Genomic DNA, 16,510 nt, shown 5'->3' on the forward strand with positions numbered 1-16,510 from the left:
CTGGAAGTTTGCCGTTGCAGCGGGCGGGGCCGGATAATTGCCAGCGGTCGCATCCGTCGCAAGAAAATAATCCTCATTAATTATCAATAATCGCGGGCCCGCTCTTCGCGGTTTGTGCCACCCTTGGTTTTTTAAGTGCTGGCGTCAGAGTGCTGTAGCCCGTTGATTTACTTGATGGTGGGTTGCCCAACTAGCGGGTTGAGCGTTGCCGCTAACCGTCGGCCTTCACTTGCGACTTATCTATTTGAAATGAGGACATGCCCATGGACCGCTTCCAGGAAATGCAGGTCTTCGCCGCCGTCGCCCAGGACCAGGGTTTTTCGGCGGCGGCGCGGCGTCTGGGGCTGTCGGCGGCCAGCGTGACCCGAGCAGTGGCGGCGCTGGAGAAACGAATAGGCACGCAACTGCTCACGCGTACCACGCGCAGCGTGTATTTGAGCGAGGCCGGTCAGCGATACCTGGAGGACTGTCGGAGAATTCTCGCCGAGGTGCAGGAAGCGGAAGACTCGGCCGCAGGCAGCCATATCCATCCTCGTGGGCAACTGACCATCACCGCCCCGGTTTTGTTTGGCGAGCTGTTTGTCACGCCGTTGATGGTCAGCTACCTGACGCAATTCCCTGAGGTCTGCATCAATGCGCTGCTGGTCGACCGGGTCGTGAGCGTGGTGGAGGAGGGCGTCGATGTGGCCATCCGCATCGGCGAGCTACCCGACAGCAATCAGCATGCGATCCGCGTGGGCGAGGTGCGGCGGGTGATCTGCGCATCGCCACAGTACCTGGCCAGCCATGGTCGGCCCGTGCATCCACAGGAACTGGCTCAGGCGCCGATTATCGCGACCTCTGCGATTGGCCAATTGAGGAGTTGGCCCTTTGTCGAAGACGGCGAAACCCTGAGTGTCCGGGCCGAGCCGCGTCTGGTCGTGACAGCGAACCAGGCGGCCATCACGGCAGCCTGCCTGGGGTTGGGGTTCACGCGGGTGCTGTCTTACCAAGTGGCGGGTAAAGTGGCCGCCGGTGAGCTGGAGATCGTTCTGGCCGACTTCGAACTGCCGCCATTACCCATCCATGTGCTCTATCAGGGCGGGCGCAAAGCCCCGGCCCGGGTGCGCAGTTTTGTCGATTTCGCGGTGAAGACCTTGCGCGAACATCCGGCGCTCGAAGGTTGAATTGTTTCGTCTGCTGAAATAATGGATTGCGTTTGCTGGTTATTCTGATGTTTTGGTTGTGGGCGGAAGATACGACCCACCGGCGCTGCTCTTCCTGAGCAGCCCCACCGATCCGAGGTGTCGACCATGCAAGCGATCAAACTCTACAACTTCCCACGTTCCGGCCACGCTCATCGTGTCGAGTTGATGCTGTCCCTGCTGAAATTGCCGACCGAATTGATCTTCGTTGACCTCGCCAAGGGCGAACACAAGCAACCAGCGTACTTGGCGCTCAATGCATTCGGTCAGGTGCCGGTGATCGATGACCAGGGCGTGGTGTTGGCCGACTCCAACGCGATTCTGGTTTATCTGGCGCAAAAGTACGGCAACGGTCGCTGGCTGCCGACTGATCCGGTGGGGGCGGCCAAGGTTCAGCGCTGGTTGTCGGCCGCTGCCGGCCCGATTGCCTTCGGCCCTGCGCGTGCCAGATTGATCACGGTGTTTGGCGCGCCTTACAACGCTGATGAGGTTATTCCCTATGCCCATTCCGTGCTCAAGGTGATCGATCACGAATTGGCCAATACAGCGTATCTGGCCGGCACTGAACCGACGATTGCCGATATCGCCGCCTACAGTTACATCGCCCATGCGCCGGAGGGCAATGTGTCGCTCGACGAGTACGCCAATATTCGCGCCTGGCTGGCCCGCATCGAAGCCTTGCCAGGTTTTGTCGGCATGCCGCGCACCGTCGCCGGTCTGCAAAAAACTGCCTGATGCTGGCGGCCCGCAATTGCCGGGCCGCCCCGTTCTGCGCCGCTGGCGCAGGGGAGAAACCCTATGGACCGTTCACCCTGGCATGCCGGCGAGAAACAGTTGCAGGCGCATGTGGGCGTTGCCGAACGAATGGAGATTTTCGGTCGCAAGGTCATTCGCAGCGAGATGCCGGACCAGCACCGCACGTTCTATCAGCAATTGCCGTTCATGCTGTACGGGGCGGTGGATACCGACGGTCATCCCTGGGCCAGTATCCTTGAAGGCCAACCCGGTTTCGCCCACTCACCAGAACCTGGGCTGCTGCAATTTGCCAGCCTGCCTGCCCTTGATGATCCTGCGCAGTTGAGCGACGGGTCGGCCATCGGCCTGTTGGGCATCGAGCTGCATACCCGCCGTCGCAACCGCATCAATGGCCATGTCCGCGCCATGACGGCGGGTGGCTTCGGGGTGACGGTGGACCAGTCCTTCGGCAATTGCCCGCAGTACATTCAGTTGCGCCAGTTTCGCTCGGTGCCGCTGACCGATCCTGCGACCCGTGCCGCCCGGCATTTCAACGAACTGGATGACGTGGCCAGAGCCATGATTGCCGAGGCGGACACGTTCTTCGTTGCCAGTTATGTAGATGACGATGGTGAACGTTCGGTGGACGTATCGCACCGTGGCGGCCAGACCGGTTTCGTGCGCGTGGAAGGCAACCGCCTGACCATTCCGGACTTCGCCGGCAACCTGCATTTCAACACCCTGGGCAACCTGCTGCTCAATCCCCGCGCCGGGCTGTTGTTCATCGATTTCAATACCGGTGATTTGCTGCAGCTCAGCGGGCGCACCGAGATCATCCTCGAGGGCCCGCAGGTCGAGGCGTTCCAGGGCGCTGAGCGCCTGTGGACAATCGATGTCGAGCACGTCGTGCGTCGCCCCGCCGCCCTGGCGCTGCGTTGGCGCTTCGACGGCGTATCGCCCACCAGTTTGCTCACCGGCACATGGGAGCAGGCCTCGGCGCGTTTGCACGCCAAAGCCCTGGGCGATCAATGGCGACCATTGCGGGTGACGCGGATTGAAGCGCAAAGCCAGAACATTCGCTCGATTTACCTGGAGCCCGCCGACGGAGCCGGATTGCCGCTGTTCCAGGCCGGGCAGCATTTGCCCCTGCGCTTCAACATTGATGGTGAAGTGCACATCCGCACGTACAGTTTATCCAGCGCACCGTCCGATGATTTTTTCCGCATCAGCGTCAAGCGTGACGGGCGGGTCTCTACGCATTTGCATGAGCAGATTCGGGTCGGCGACCTGTTGGAGGCGCGGGCGCCGCAAGGACATTTCACCGTGGCGCCCCATGAGCATCGGCCACTGGTGTTGCTGGCGGCCGGAGTGGGCATCACGCCGCTGTTGTCGATGGTGCGCGAGGTGGTTTACCAGGGCTTGCGCACTCGTCGTATCCGCCCGACATGGTTTATCCAGAGTTCGCGAACGCTGGCCGACCAGCCTTTTCGCCGTGAACTGGATCGCTTGCTCGAAGACGCCGGTGACGCGGTGCGGGTGGTGCGCTTGCTCAGCCAACCGGAAGCCGAGGCGATGCAGGGCGAGGATTTCGACCACATTGGACGGATCGACGTCGCGCTGCTCAAGGATCTGCTGACAGTCGAGGACTATGATCAGCCGGATTTTGTCGTCTGTGGCCCCGGAAGTTTTACCCAGGCGCTGTACGACGGCCTGCGCGAACTGGATATCCGCGATTCGCGGATTCACGCCGAAACCTTCGGCCCGTCCACCTTGCGCCGGCGTCCCGACCCCGATGCGGTCGTCATCGAGCAACCACCGGCCGCCACCACGTCGGTGCCCGTGGTGTTCCAGCGCTCGGCCAAGGAAGCGCGCTGGCAGCCGGAGGGCGGCAGCTTGCTGGAGTTGGCGGAAAGCCGTGGCCTGCGCCCGGAATTCAGTTGTCGCGGCGGCTCCTGCGGCACCTGCAAGACGCGCTTGATCAGCGGCCAGGTGCATTACCCGTTGCCGCCGGCGGAAGTGCCGGATGACGGACACGTGCTGATTTGCTGTGCGATTCCGGCGCAGGGAGCGCAGCCGCTGGTGCTCGATATCTGAAGCAGGATTGCAGGCCAACATTGCCCGCCGGTCGATGGCTGGGTAGGGTAGGGGGCAGAACGAAAAAGGGCCGCAGAGGCCCTTTCTGCATTTCAGGAACAGGCGTTTTAATGGTTTTTTTCACTCGCTCGATCGTCTTGTTGATGGCGCTGGCGCTCATCACCGGTTGCGAAAGACAGGATGCACCGCCGCTGGACCAGCAACTCTACGTCTGGCAGCGGCAGTGGACGCCGGCCCACGACGCCGCCCTCAGGGACAGCCGTGCAGACTTTTCGACGCTGCGGGTGCTGGCCTTGCAAGCCTTCCCCAATGCCGGCTGGAGCCGTGCCCGAATAGATCCGCCGTTGCTCAAGCGCGATGGCCGGCCGGTGATTGCGGTGGTGCGCCTGGACGGGCAGCTCAAGGCGCTGGATCAGGAAGAGGTCACCGCGCAAATCCGCCAGGTGATCAGCGACTGGCAGGAGCTAGGGTTGAACCTTGCAGGCGTGGAAATCGACCACGATGCGGGTAATGCCCGGCTACCGGCGTACCGCGAATTTCTCGCGCAATTGCGTGAAGCGTTGCCGGCTTCGCTGGCGCTGAGCATCACCGCGTTGCCGTCCTGGCTCGACAGTCGCGAACTGCCGGCGTTGTTATCCACAGTCGACAGCAGCGTGTTGCAGGTGCACGCAGTGAGCGATCCGCGTCGCGGCTTGTTCGATGCCGATCAGGCCCTGCAATGGGCAAAGGCCTGGAGCCGCGTCACGACAAAACCGTTCTATCTGGCGCTGCCGGCCTACGGCGTGGCGTTGCTGCCGTCGGCGGATGGCGCGCCGCTTGTAGAAAGCGAAGTGACGCTGGAGCGTGAAGGCCGGCGCCGGGAGTTACTCGCCGATCCACAGTCACTGCGTACCCTCGGCACCGAACTGCGTGCCGATCCACCGAAACATCTGGCGGGGCTGATCTGGTTTCGCCTGCCTTTGGCCAACGACCGCCGGGCCTGGAGCTTGACGACCTTGCGCGCCGTGGCGCGTGGTGATGTCCTCGACAGTCGGTTGACGTTGAAACTCTCGGGCGACAATGGCCTCTATGACATCGGCATCAGCAACCAGGGCAACCTCGACAGCGCCTGGCCCGAACGCCTGACACTGGCAGTCAGCGGCTGCGAAGGGGCCGATGCCCTGGCCGGTTACGCGTTGCAACAGCGACCGGATCTGATTACCTTCACCCGCCTGCGCGATGGCCGAATTCCGGCCGGCGGACAGCGCGCCATCGGTTGGGCTCGCTGCGCAAAAATTGATCAAGGAGGTTCGAATGTTCACCCGTAACTGGCCGCGTCATTTACTTTGCCTGAGCCTCAGCCTGCCGCTGGGCTCGGCGTTGGCCTGCGGCCCGGACTTCCCCATGCGCCTGCTGGATAACCGTGGCCAGTCGCTGGCGGAATTGCCCGAGGGCAACTTCAGCTTCGAAGTCAGCCGCCTCGGCCACGCCATCAACGGCTTGAAGAATGTCACCGCTGGCGCCGACTACAGCGATGAACCTGACTCTGTAGCGCTGCGGGACCAGGCCGAGCAGGTCGGGCTTTCCGCAGAGCAACAAGTGTTGGTCAAACACCTGCGCAGCCTGACCGATGCCCGTCAGGTTGAAACCGAAGGCGCGCAACTGCCGCCCGAGCTCAGGTGGTACCTGGCCGGTGCCGTGGCATTTGGCGCGGGCGACAGTGCCTTGGCCGCCAGTTACTTCAAGAAAGTGCTGGCCTTGCCCGCCGAGCAACGGGCTACGCGCAGCACCTGGGCGGCCTACTCGCTGGGGCGCGCGTTGTTCGCCATGAGCGCCGAAGCCGATGCGGCGCCGGATCTGCTCGAGCAATCGGCAAAGGCCTTCGAGCAAACCCGGCAGTTGAGCATCGACGGCTTCAGCGATCCGCTGGAGCTGGGCGTCGCCAGCCTCGGCGAAGAAGCCCGGGTGGTGCGCACCGCTGGCGACTGGAACCGTGCTATCGAGCTGTACGCCACGCAAAATCTGCACGGCTCTGCGGTGGGCTACACCTCGCTGAAGCTATTGATGGCGGACCTGATGACGCTGCCGGAGGATCAAGTAGCCGAGCTGCTCAAGGGCCAGCCCGTGCAGCAGTTGGTGACCGCATCGCTGATCAGTCGGTTGGGCTGGTCGTTCGGTGATCAACCGGCCAACGAACAAAAAATGATCAAGTTGCTGCAAAACAGTACCCGCGGAAGTCTCGACAACGCCGATCGCCTGGCGGCGATGAATTATCAACAGGGTGATTACGCCAGCGCCAAGGCCTTCCTCGAACATGCCGGCGATGGCGGTCTGGCCTGGTGGCTGCGGGCAAAACTGGCAGTGCGCGACGGCGATAAAACCGCGGCCGCCGCAGCCTACGCCAAAGCGGCCCAGGCCTTCCCGCAGAATGAATCCTGGGGCGATCGACTAACGCCGGACTACGATTACGAATCGCTGCAGCCAAAATGCCGGGTCGAGGGTGAAAGCGCGATCCTGGCCCTGCAACGCGGCGACTACCTGCAAGCCTTCGACCAGCTGTATCGCAGCCAAAGCATTTACTGGTTCGACGCCGCCACCGTTGCCGAGCGCGTGTTGACCCTCGAAGAGCTCAAGCAGTACGTCGACACCCAAGTGCCGGCGCCGCCGCCGCTCACCCAGCAGGAGCGTGACAATTACGTGCCGTTGCCGGTGGCGGCGAGCCTGCGCAATCTGCTGGGGCGGCGTTTGCTGCGCGAGGGGCATTACGAGCAAGCGCTGGCGTACTTCGATAATGACGGCTTGCGCCACAAGGCCAGGCTGTATGGCGAGCAACGCCAGGCGGCTGATTCAGCCTGGTGGCCGACCCGCCGCGCCGCTGCGCTGTTCAACGCAGCCTGGACCGCGCGCGAATGGGGCATGGACATTCTGGGTTATGAAATGGCCCCGGACTACGCCACCCTCGGCGGTAACTTCATACTTGAAAACGCCGAACTCAAGGTCGGTCCATTGGTGGCCGAGGACGAAGTGAAGCGTCAGCAGGCCAGTGCTGCCCAGCCCGATCAGCGTTACCACTATCGTTTCGTGGCCACGGCGCTGGCGAGCAAGGCGGCGGATAACTTGCCTCACACCAGTCAGGCGTTCGCGGCGGTGCTGTGCGAGGCGTCGGGGTGGAACAGCAGCCTCGCGGAGCAAAGCGCGATTTATCAGCGTTATGTCAAAGAAGGGCCTTACGTGGAATGGGCTGCCGATTTCGGCCACCAGTGCCCGTATCCCGACTTCGAGAACGCCGATAAACGCTACGTGACCCAAGTCACCGACGCTGCGCGTTCGGCCTTGCGTCCGTACAAGACGCCGTTGCAGATCGGTAGCGTACTGGCGTTCGCGACATTCGCGCTGATGATGTTCAAGCGACGCCGCAAGGCACGGTAAACGCTCAAGCCTGTTGCACAAAGGTCAGCCGCACGGCGAAACCGATCAACAGGCTGCCGAACAGCCATTGTTGCAGGCGCTGGGCCGAAGGGCTGCGTTGCAGCCAGCGACCGAGTGCAGCACCGACCAGGGCGTAAGCGCTGTCGAACAGCAAGCCGACGCCGACCAGCACCACGCCCAGGGTCGCAAATTGTCCGAGCACCGGCCCGGCCTGCGGATTGATGAACTGCGGTAGCAGCACCGAGCAGAACAGCAGTGCCTTGGGGTTGAGCAGGTTGGTCAGCAACCCGCGTTGGATGGCTGCACCCCAGCGCGGTTTTTCACCGGTTGCGTCGGCGCTGCCGAGGGATGGCAGCAGGGTAGTTCGCAAGCACTGAACGCCGATCCACAGCAAGTACGCGGCGCCTGCCAGGCGCACCACATCGAAGGTCCAGGGCGCTGCCTTGAACAGCGCCGCCAGCCCCAACGCCGCCAATGCCACATGACAACCCCGGGCGATGCCCAACCCCACGGCCGTGGCCAGCGCGGCGCCTTTGCCCTGGCGGGCGCCGGTCTGCAACAGCAGGATCATGTCAGGCCCCGGCAGAAGATAAACCACCGCCAGCGCCATGAAAAACAGCCAGAGCCCCTGCATGTTGCACCCCATTCGTTGTCGATTCGGTGGTGCCAGTCTATGGCGGGAGGGCGGGGCAGGTGCTTGCGTTGTCAGCTTCTATCGGCTGCGGTATTGGCATAATCTGCCAGCTAATCACGCTTGAACCATCAGGATCTGCCAAACCATGAAACTCGATGCCTACGACCGCAAGATCCTCGCCGCGCTGCAACGGGACGGCCGCCTGAGCAATGTGCAACTGGCAGACGAGATCGGCCTGTCGGCGTCACCCTGCTTGCGCCGAGTGCGGATGCTTGAGGAAGCGGGGGTCATTCGTGGCTACCAGGCCAATCTGGATCGCGATGAGGTGGGGTTGGGGCTGACGGTGTTTGTCGGGGTCAAGGTCGAGCGTCATAACGACGAACAGGCCGAAAGCTTTCGGCAGGCGGTGACGGCGTTGCCGGAAGTAATCTCGGCGTTCCTGGTGTCAGGGGAGTCGGATTTTCTGTTGCAGGTCGTGGTGCCGGACTTGCGTGCCTATGACCGCTTTCTCACCGGGCGCTTGTTGAAGCTGCCGGGTGTGAGCGACATCCGCAGCAACTTTGCGATTCACACGGTGAAGGCGCCGGGGTCGTTGCCGCTGGAGCATTTGCCGCTCTAGACCGAGTCGTTAGCATCGCGAGCAAGCTCGCTCCCACAGGTACAGCGCAAACTCTGTGGGAGCGGGCTTGCCCGCGATGGCGGTAAACCTGTCACTACATCTGCGTCGCCATCCCCTCCACATTCATCGCCGCCTGACGCAACGCCTCGGAGCGGGTCGGGTGTGGGTGGCAGGTCAGGGCGATGTCTTCGGCCGAGGCGCTGAATTCCATGGCCACGCAATACTCGCCAATCATCTCGCTCACGCTCGGGCCAACCAGGTGCACGCCGAGGACTTCGTCCGTGCGCTCATCGGCCAGCACTTTGGCAAAGCCTTCGGTTTCGTGGTTGATCTTCGCCCGGCTGTTGGCGGTAAAGGGGAATTTGCCAACCTTGTACGCCCGGCCTTCAGCCTTGAGCTGCTCCTCGGTCTTGCCGACGCTGGCCAGTTCCGGCCTGGTGTAGATCACACTGGGGATCAGGTCATAGTTGACCTCGCCCGCCTTGCCGACGATCTGCTCGACGCAGGCCATGGCTTCGTCCTCGGCCTTGTGGGCGAGCATGGGGCCCGAGGTCACGTCACCAATCACCCAGATCCCGGCGGCTTCGGTGCGATGCCCTTTGTTGGCGAGCATGCCGCGCTTGTCGGTGGCGAGGCCGACGTTCTCCAGGCCAAGGCCCTGTGTATAAGGTCTGCGCCCGATGGCCACCAGCACGTAGTCGGCTTCCAGCAACTCGGCGGCACCTCCCGCGGCAGGCTCGATGCTGAGCTGCACGCCGTTGGCGGAGGCGGTGGCGCTGGTCACTTTTGAGCTCAATTTAAAGCTCAAGCCTTGCTTGCCCAGGGAACGTTGCAGGGTTTTGCCGGCCTCGATGTCCACACCGGGGCAGATCCGGTCGAGAAACTCGACTACCGTTACCTGCGCCCCAAGGCGTCGCCATACCGAACCCAGCTCCAGGCCGATCACACCGGCGCCGATCACCACCAGATGCTTGGGCACCTCCTTCAGGGCCAGGGCACCGGTGGAATCGAGGATGCGTTTGTTGTCGATATCCACGCCGGGCAGGGGCATTGGCTCGGACCCGGTGGCGATGATGATGTCCCTGGCGCTCAGTTCGGTCTTGCCGCCGGCGCTGTCGGTCACCGTGACTTTGCCCGGCCCGTCGATGCGGCCCCAGCCTTTGATCCAGTCGACCTTGTTCTTGCGAAACAGGAACTCGATGCCCTTGGTCAGCCCGGTAACGCTTTCATCCTTTTGCTTCATCATCTGGGCGAGGTTGAGGCTCGGCTTGACGTCGATGCCCAGGTTGGCGAATTCCGCACCCATGGCCGCCTCGTACAGTTCGGAGGCATGCAGCAATGCCTTGGAAGGCATGCAGCCGACGTTCAGGCAGGTGCCGCCGAGTGTGGCGCGTCCTTCCACGCAGGCTGCCTTCAGACCCAGTTGTCCTGCGCGGATCGCTGCGTTGTAACCACCGGGACCTGCGCCGAGTATCACGACGTCATAAGTGCTCATGGATGTACTCCTGGATCGAAAGGGGAAGGGATGGGTAAAAGTAGTTCCTGAATAAAATTACGAACGTAATATGTGCGCGGCGTAGCAATTCGGTCAAGGCTTCAGGTAAGCGACAGGTTGGGCGCCTTTAGATAGCGAACTTGTGTACGGAAATTTCACCACTTTCGTTATATCGTAACGTATTGCCCTATAAGCAAAGACACTCTGGAGTGGTATGCAAGTCGATCTCGATGTTGATGAAACGCCGCTGGCCGGGTTGCCGCGCTTTCAGCAGGCGTTCATTCAAGGGCGGCGTTTGCGCCAGTTCGCCATCGGTGCGGGGCTGCTCGCCACCGTGGGCCTGTTGTTGGCGCTGTTTGCCGGGCTGTTTGCGTCGCAAACGCTGTGGCCAGCGCTGCTGCTGAATCTGAGCGCAGCGTTTGTGCTGTTGATGGCGGGTGTGCAGTCGGCCTGGTGGGTCGCCCGGTGGCGTGCCCGCGCCATGAATCCCGTCGTGCCCGAGGTCGTTGTCGAGGAATCTGCCGAACCTTTGGGCTGGTATGAACGCTTGCTGGACCGGATCAGTCGGCAATCGCTGAACCTGCTCGGGCAAATCGGCGCGCCGACGCTGTGGCTTGGCGGTTGGGCGTTGTTGGCGTTGTTGGGCGTCGAACAGGCCTGGAACCTCGCGTTGCCCCCGATGGCACTGGGCCTGGCAGCCACTGTCGGGGCGGCGTGCTCATTGCTGTTGGCCTTCGGTCTGTTGGTGATGGAGCGCCATCTTGCGCAGGAAAACACGGCGCAGTGGCCTGAGGCCGACGCGTTGGCGCAATTGACTCGCGTGGCGATCATCAGTCTGGTCCTCGGTGCCTTTTGCCTGCTGTTTGCCAATGAAACGTCGGTATGGCCCGTACGCCTGGCGGTGTTGATCGGGCTGCTGCCGGGGCTGGTGGCGGCCGAACTGTTGCTGCGTGCAGTGTTGTCTTTGTTCAGCCCGCGCCGCGAGCGCCTTGAACCGGAGCTGTTGGCGCGCAGTTTTGTCGCTGACATGCTGCGCTGGCCACCGCAGCCATTGCTGGCGCTGCAGCACGAACTGCATAACCGCTTCGGCATCGATCTGCGGCAGATCTGGGCCTTCACTTATATGCGCCGGGCGTTGCTGCCGGTGCTGGCGGTGGTCGCGCTGGTCGGCTGGTCGCTGACCGGCATTCACGAAATTGCCCTGCAAGGCCGGGGTATTTACGAGCGCTTCGGCAAGCCGGTGGAGGTCTTTGGCCCCGGTTTGCATCTGGGTTTGCCGTGGCCATTGGGGCGCGTGTTGAGTGTCGAGAATGGCGTTGTTCATGAACTGGCCACCAGTGTCGGCGAAACCTCGGTCCCGGCTCAGGCCGAGCCCGCCGAAGGCCCGGCCCCGGCGATTGCCAACCGCTTGTGGGACGCCAGCCACGTGAACGACAAATCCCAGGTGATCGCCAGCAGCCGCGCTGACAAGCAGAGCTTTCAGATCGTCAACATGGACGTGCGTTTCGTCTATCGCATTGGCCTGAGCGATGCGGCGGCGTTGGCTGCGACCTATAACAGCGCCGATGTGCCGATGTTGATTCGCAGCACTGCCAGCCGAATCCTGGTTCATGACTTCGCCTCGCGCACCCTCGACGGTTTGCTGGGTGAGGACAGGGTAGGGCTGGCCGAAGAAATCGGCCGCGCCGTGCAGGCTGACCTGCAAAAACTCGACAGCGGCGTGGAGATTCTCGCCACGGTGGTCGAGGCGATTCACCCTCCGGCCGGTGCAGCCAATGCCTATCACGGCGTGCAAGCGGCGCAGATTGCAGCGCAAGCGCTGATCGCCCGGGAGCGCGGCGCTGCTGCCGAGGCCACCAACCAGGCGCAGTTGCAGGCCAGCATCGCCCGCGATCAGGCAACGGCCAGCGCCCGTGAGATCAATGCTGGCGCCGAGGCGGCGGCCCTGAAATTCAACGCCGAGCAAAAAGCCTATGCCAGCGCGGGTCAGGCCTTTGTGCTGGAGCAGTATTTCAGCCAGTTGTCCCAGGGTTTGGCCAACGCCAGATTGCTGGTTCTCGATCATCGTCTGGGCGGCAGCAGCAATGCGCCGACCATCGACCTCCGTACGTTCACGCTGCCGGTTGACCCTGCCCCGTCGCGTAAATCCGCTCAGCCAGGAGCTGCCAATTGAGCCAGTCCCATACTCACGATCACGATGACCACGCCGGCCACGATCACGGCCATGGCGGGCACCACCACGGCCATCACCACCACGGTGATCCACAAGAGGCCGGTCCATTCCCGTGGCGTCGCATGGGGTGGGCTGCATTGCTGGTGGCGTTCGCGGTCGCTGCCGCGAGCCTGGTGCAGGTGCGCTCGGGGGAGGCCACGGTGATCACGCGTTTCGGCAACCCTTCACGCGTCTTGCTGGAACCGGGGCTGGGCTGGCGCTGGCCGGCTCCGTTCGAAGCGGCGATCCCGGTGGATCTGCGGCTGCGCACCACGTCCAGCGGCTTGCAGGATGTCGGCACCCGGGATGGGTTGCGCATCATCGTTCAGGCGTATGTGGCGTGGCAGGTGCAGGGTGATCCGGACAACGTGCAACGCTTCATGCGCGCGGTGCAGAACCAGCCCGATGAAGCAGCGCGACAGATTCGTACCTTTGTCGGCTCTGCACTGGAGACCACCGCCAGCAGTTTTGACTTGGCGAACCTGGTGAATACCGATGCCAGCCAGGTACGGATCGGCGAATTCGAAGCCCAACTGCGCAAGCAAATCGATCAGCAACTGCTCACCACTTATGGCGTGCGTGTGCTGCAGGTTGGCATCGAACGATTGACGCTGCCTTCGGTGACGCTCACCGCGACCGTCGACCGGATGCGCGCCGAGCGTGAAACCATCGCCACTGAACGCACGGCGATCGGCAAGCGTGAAGCGGCGCAAATCCGTTCCGCCGCCGAGCGTGATGCGCGGATTGTGCAGGCCGATGCCACGGTGAAAGCAGCAGATATCGAAGCGCAATCGCGGGTCGAGGCGGCGCAGATTTACGGTCGCGCCTATGCGGGGGCGCCGCAGCTCTACAACTTGCTGCGCTCGCTCGACACCTTGGGCACGGTGGTGACGCCGGGCACCAAGCTGATTTTGCGCACCGATGCGGCACCGTTCCGGGTGTTGGTTGACGGTCCGCCGAGCCTCGACAACAAGTCCGGGTCGCAGCCATGAATTTGGTTCCACGTGGAACAAATGAGTTGAGCAGCCCCTGGATTCAAGCCGGGCGCTTGGCATTTATTGCCTTGTACGCGGTGACGGTGCTGGCGGCGTTGGCGTGGGCGTTTTCCAATGTGCGGCAGATAGATCCACAAAATCGTGCTGTGGTTTTGCATTTTGGTGCGCTGGATCGCATTCAGAATGCCGGGTTGTTACTGGCCTGGCCGCAACCCTTCGAACAGGTGACTTTGTTGCCAGCGGCGGACCGGGTCATCGAGCGTCGGGTGGAAAGTCTGTTACGCAGTGATGCCGCGATACAGGCAGATCGAGTGGCCAGTTTTGCCACGCCGATCAGCGATGCCCTTGCAGGCTCCGGTTATCTGTTAACGGGGGATGCCGGGGTGGTGCAACTCGATGTTCGGGTTTTTTACAAAGTCACCGAACCTTACGCATTCGTGCTTCAGGGTGAACATGTGTTGCCGGCACTGGATCGCTTGGTCACCCGCAGCGCTGTGGCACTCACCGCCGCACGGGATCTGGACACGATTCTGGTTGCTCGACCAGAGCTGATCGGCGCTGACAATCAGGCGGCGGAACGACGCGAGCGGTTACGAGGCGATCTGGTGCAGGGTATCAACCAGCGTCTTGCAGAACTCACCGCGACGGGGCAGGGACTGGGGATCGAAGTGGCACGGGTCGATGTGCAATCGAGTCTGCCAAGCCCGGCGGTCAATGCCTTCAATGCGGTCCTGACTGCCAGTCAGCAGGCCGACAAAACCGTGGCCAATGCGCGTACCGAAGCCGAAAAGCTGACGCAAACTGCCAACGAGCAAGCCGACAGAACATTACAGGTTGCCCATGCCCAGGCCAGTGAACGACTGGCCAAAGCATCCACCGACACGGCCACGGTGTTGAGCCTGGCCAAGGCGCAACAACAGGGCACTGACCCGCAAATGCTGCTGCGGATTTACCGTGAGCGCATGCCGAAAATTCTCGGCCAGGCCGGCTCTGTCACCACGGTCGATCCCAAAGACGATTCCCGGCTGATCATTCAGGGAGCTGCACAATGACCGCTCAATCCGCCGTCGCACCGAGCCTGTTGTCCTCGGCCGAACAGCGCCGTGCCGCGCGCCAGTTGACCCTGGCCATGCTCGCATTGGGCCTGCTTGCGCTGGGCCTGATCTGGCGTTGGCTGGCGCCGGAACAGACTGGCGTCAGTCAGTTGCTGCTGGGTTTTGCCTCGCTGCTGGTCGCCGTGCCGGTCATGCGTTCGGCCTGGTACAGCTTGCGGTATCCGAGCCTGCACGGCATCACCGATCAATTGATCGCCCTGGCCATGCTGGGTGCCTGGGCCACGGGGGACCTGCTGACGGCGGCGCTGTTACCGATCATCATGATCTTCGGCCACGTGCTTGAAGAGCGCAGCGTCATCGGCTCACAGGAAGCCATTCACGCCCTTGGCAAACTGACCCGCAGCCACGCACGCAAAGTGCAGGCGGACGGCTCCATCATCGAAGTCGACAACGGCACGCTGAAGGCCGGCGATCTGGTCGAGGTGCGCGCAGGGGATCGAGTGCCGGCGGATGGCCGGGTGTTGTCCGGTCAGGCCAGTCTCGATACCGCCTCCATTACTGGTGAATCGGTGCCGATGGAGGCGGGCGTCGGCATGTCGGTGTTCGGTGGCGCGATCAACCTCGATGGCCTGCTGCGCATCGAAGTGACCCGCACCGGCCATGAGTCGACCCTCGGCAAAGTCATCGCGCTGATGCAAAACGCCGAGCGCTCCAAGCCGCCGATCACTCGACTGCTGGAGCGTTATGCCGGCAGTTACATGGTGTTGGTTTTGCTGCTGGCTGCCGTGACCTGGTTCATCACCAACAACGCTCAAGCGATGCTCGCGGTGTTGGTGGCTGCCTGTCCTTGTGCGCTGGTGTTGTCGGCACCGGCCACGGCGATTGCCGGGGTGGCCGTAGCGGCCCGCCACGGGATTCTGATTCGCAGCTCTGCATTCCTTGAAGAGCTGGCCGATCTGACTTCGCTGGTGGTCGACAAAACCGGGACGTTGACCTTCGGTACCTTGCGCCTGCAATCCATCGACAGTCCGCTGGAGGACCGCAGCCATGTCCTGACGCTCGCGGCCAGCCTCGGTTCGGCCAGCAGTCACCCGGTGAGTCGCGCGCTCGCGGGGTTGGTTGACCAGGAGCATTTCCTGCCGCTTCGCGACATACATGAACGTCAGGGACTGGGCGTCGTGGCGATGACCGAACAGGGTGAAGCGGCGCTTGGTCGACCGGAGTTGTTCACGCAACTGGGCATCAGCACGACGGCCGTTCCCGATCACGACGGTCCGATTGCCGGACTGGCGCTCAACGGTGAATTCCTTGCCTGGCTGTTGTTGGCCGACAGCGTCAAACCCGAGGCGCAGTTTGCCTTGGCGGAGTTGCGCGATCTCGGATTGGGTCGCCAGCTGTTGCTCACGGGTGACCGGCACAGCGTCGCGCAAACGCTTGCCCGGGATGTCGGGATCAGCGACGTCGAAGCGCAAGCCCTGCCCGAAGACAAACTCAACCGCGTGCTCAAGGAAATCGACAGCGGCTTCCGGCCAATGGTGGTCGGCGATGGCATCAACGATTCACTGGCCCTCAAGGCCGGTGTGGTCGGTGTGGCCATGGGTGCCGGCGGCGCGGACATCGCCCTGGCATCGGCAGACATCGTGCTGATCGGCAGTGACCTGCGCCGCCTCGGCACTTGCGTGCGCCTTAGTCGTCAATGCCGCCAGACATTGCAGGTCAACGTCATCATCGGGCTGGGCTGGACCCTGGCCATCGTCGCATTCGCCGCGTTCGGCTGGCTGGGTGCTGCCGGTGCGATGATTGCCGCGTTGCTGCATAACCTCAGCACCTTGTTGGTGTTGGGTAATGCCGGCCGATTGCTGCGGTTCCAGGAGCCACTGCTCAAACTCAAGGATGATGCCTGAAGGGGAATGCTCTAAACCGGGCAATCACCGGGTTCAATCTTTTTAGAACTGTGCGCCTGGTTCGTAGTCATTGAACATGAGGGCACATCATTTTGTGCGTTCGCGGCGGCCGGCCCTGGCGTCGCGAATCATTGAAAATGGCTATTAATTCGATAGCCAGCTATTTTTCAAAGAT

General features: G+C 62.5%; 12 protein-coding genes. 9 read left to right on the forward strand and 3 right to left on the reverse strand.

Annotation, left to right across the window (positions count from 1 at the left end; all coding sequences use genetic code 11):
• The first annotated feature begins 263 nt into the window (after positions 1-263).
• The 4 genes from EI969_RS15740 to EI969_RS15755 all read left to right on the forward strand — a co-directional run bounded on the left by EI969_RS15740 (position 264) and on the right by EI969_RS15755 (position 5,320).
• Complete coding sequence (locus EI969_RS15740) at positions 264-1,166, forward strand: LysR family transcriptional regulator (RefSeq protein ID WP_160388592.1); 903 nt, start codon at positions 264-266, stop codon at positions 1,164-1,166.
• 126 nt (positions 1,167-1,292) lie between these two features.
• Entirely contained in the window at positions 1,293-1,919 is a 627-nt protein-coding gene (locus tag EI969_RS15745; RefSeq protein WP_160388593.1) for a glutathione S-transferase family protein, read from the forward strand.
• 63 nt (positions 1,920-1,982) lie between these two features.
• Positions 1,983-4,013 carry a pyridoxamine 5'-phosphate oxidase family protein gene (locus EI969_RS15750; protein ID WP_160388594.1) on the forward strand — a complete coding sequence of 677 codons (2,031 nt, stop codon included), beginning with the start codon at positions 1,983-1,985 and terminating at the stop codon, positions 4,011-4,013.
• A gap of 110 nt (positions 4,014-4,123) precedes the next feature.
• Positions 4,124-5,320: a DUF3142 domain-containing protein gene (locus EI969_RS15755; RefSeq protein WP_160388595.1), complete on the forward strand. Its 1,197-nt coding sequence runs from the start codon at positions 4,124-4,126 to the stop codon at positions 5,318-5,320.
• A gap of 1,968 nt (positions 5,321-7,288) precedes the next feature.
• Here EI969_RS15755 and EI969_RS31005 read toward each other — a convergent pair.
• Positions 7,289-7,489, reverse strand: a complete 201-nt coding sequence (locus EI969_RS31005) for a flagellar basal body protein (RefSeq protein ID WP_371925966.1) — start codon at positions 7,487-7,489, stop codon at positions 7,289-7,291.
• Complete coding sequence (locus EI969_RS15765; protein WP_160388597.1) at positions 7,426-8,055, reverse strand: LysE family translocator; 630 nt, start codon at positions 8,053-8,055, stop codon at positions 7,426-7,428. Before EI969_RS15765 ends, EI969_RS31005 begins: the two co-directional genes overlap by 64 nt.
• A 145-nt stretch (positions 8,056-8,200) precedes the next feature.
• Between EI969_RS15765 and EI969_RS15770 the strand changes: the two genes are divergently transcribed.
• Positions 8,201-8,674, forward strand: a complete 474-nt coding sequence (locus EI969_RS15770) for an Lrp/AsnC family transcriptional regulator (RefSeq protein ID WP_160388598.1) — start codon at positions 8,201-8,203, stop codon at positions 8,672-8,674.
• A 94-nt stretch (positions 8,675-8,768) separates the two neighbouring features.
• Here the strand turns inward: EI969_RS15770 and lpdA are convergent, their stop codons facing one another.
• On the reverse strand, positions 8,769-10,169 hold the full coding sequence (gene lpdA / locus EI969_RS15775) for a dihydrolipoyl dehydrogenase (RefSeq protein WP_160388599.1): 1,401 nt from the start codon (positions 10,167-10,169) through the stop codon (positions 8,769-8,771).
• A gap of 214 nt (positions 10,170-10,383) precedes the next feature.
• Between lpdA and hflK (EI969_RS15780) the strand changes: the two genes are divergently transcribed.
• The 4 genes from hflK (EI969_RS15780) to EI969_RS15795 are packed head-to-tail and all read left to right on the forward strand — an operon-like array spanning position 10,384 to position 16,335.
• Complete coding sequence (gene hflK / locus EI969_RS15780) at positions 10,384-12,342, forward strand: protease modulator HflK (protein ID WP_160388600.1); 1,959 nt, start codon at positions 10,384-10,386, stop codon at positions 12,340-12,342.
• Positions 12,339-13,373 carry a protease modulator HflC gene (hflC, locus tag EI969_RS15785; protein ID WP_160388601.1) on the forward strand — a complete coding sequence of 345 codons (1,035 nt, stop codon included), beginning with the start codon at positions 12,339-12,341 and terminating at the stop codon, positions 13,371-13,373. The genes hflK (EI969_RS15780) and hflC overlap by 4 nt, the downstream gene beginning before the upstream one ends.
• Complete coding sequence (hflK, locus tag EI969_RS15790) at positions 13,370-14,428, forward strand: protease modulator HflK (RefSeq protein WP_160388602.1); 1,059 nt, start codon at positions 13,370-13,372, stop codon at positions 14,426-14,428. Before hflC ends, hflK (EI969_RS15790) begins: the two co-directional genes overlap by 4 nt.
• Positions 14,425-16,335 (forward strand): cation-translocating P-type ATPase, encoded by a 1,911-nt coding sequence (locus EI969_RS15795; RefSeq protein WP_160388603.1) that lies wholly within the window; start codon positions 14,425-14,427, stop codon positions 16,333-16,335. The genes hflK (EI969_RS15790) and EI969_RS15795 overlap by 4 nt, the downstream gene beginning before the upstream one ends.
• The last annotated feature ends 175 nt before the right edge of the window (positions 16,336-16,510 follow it).

The sequence above is a fragment of the Pseudomonas sp. PB101 genome, assembly GCF_009764265.1.
In the GTDB taxonomy this organism is placed as follows: Bacteria; Pseudomonadota; Gammaproteobacteria; order Pseudomonadales; family Pseudomonadaceae; genus Aquipseudomonas.